Source organism: Halorubrum sp. SD612 (assembly GCF_002135005.1).
In genome coordinates this window covers 1-1,092 of the sequence record NZ_NEWI01000394.1, presented here as the reverse complement: position 1 = coordinate 1,092, position 1,092 = coordinate 1, and the positions used below count along the sequence as shown (strand labels likewise).

The following is a 1,092-nucleotide window of genomic DNA, read 5'->3' as shown; positions in this document are numbered from 1 at the left end:
GTGGTGCGGGAAGTCGGCCTGGGGGTGGCGGGGGTCCCGGTCCGGGTACTCGCCGAGGTACCGTCGGAAGTACCACCGGACGATCCACTGCGCGTCCCGACGCCCGTACTCGTCGCCCGCGAACGTCTTCGGGACCGTCTCGACGTGCTGGCGCTCCACGTCGTACAGCGGCTCCGCCTCCGCGTACGCCCGGGCGCGGTCCCGGAGCGTCGACTCGGTCAGGTCCATCGGCCGGCGGTACGGGGGTGGAACGGATGAACGTTCGTCTCGACCGTCCCGATCGATCGTTTCATACAGTCGTGGTCACTGATAACACACATGACAGACGAGCGGATTCCGGTCACCGTCCTCAGCGGCTACCTCGGCGCCGGGAAGACGACGCTGGTGAACCACCTGCTCGCGAACCCCGGGGACCGGCGGATCGCCGTCATCTTAAACGACATGGGCGAGGTGAACGTCGACGCCGAGAAGATCGCCCGCGAGAACGACGAGGAGGGCGTGATAGACCTCTCGAACGGCTGTATCTGCTGTCGGCTCCAAGACGACCTGCTCTCCGAGGCCGCCGCGCCCGCGGCGTCGCGCGAGTTCGACTACCTCCTCGTGGAGTCGTCGGGCATCTCGGAGCCGGTGCCCGTCGCGCGGGCGTTCACGGAGGGCACCGAGGACAGCGACGTCGACCCGCGAGAGCGGTTCCGGCTGGACACGATGGTGACCGTCCTCGACGCGTACGGCTTCTGGAAGGAGTTCGACGCGGGCGAGAGCCTGCCGGGCGGGGCGGAGCCGGAGACGGACCGCCCGCTCGCGGACGTGCTCGTCGAGGGGATCGAGTTCTGCGACGTCCTCCTCGTGAACAAGACCGACACGGTGCCCGACGACGTGCTCGACCGCATCGAGTCGGTCGCGGAGCGGTTGGGGCCGAGGGCGAAGCGGATCCGGACCACCCACTCCGCGGTCGACCCCGACGAGGTGCTCGACACCGGCCGGTTCGACTTCGCGGCCGCGAAGGGGTCCGCGGGCTGGAAACGCGCCATCGCCGGCGAGGAGGGCGGCGGCCACGACGGGGGCGGCGGTCACGACCACGCGCACCCGGAG

The 1,092-nt window shown here is 70.1% G+C and carries 1 protein-coding gene and 1 pseudogene; one reads left to right on the top strand and one right to left on the bottom strand.

From position 1 onward, the window contains the following. Positions 1–228, bottom strand: a pseudogene (locus B9G38_RS17625) (hypothetical protein); the annotation flags it as partial. A gap of 90 nt (positions 229–318) precedes the next feature. Between B9G38_RS17625 and B9G38_RS17620 the strand changes: the two are divergent. Continuing rightward, positions 319–1,092: GTP-binding protein (locus B9G38_RS17620; RefSeq protein ID WP_143415665.1), on the top strand; the 774-nt coding region annotated here is incomplete at its 3' end.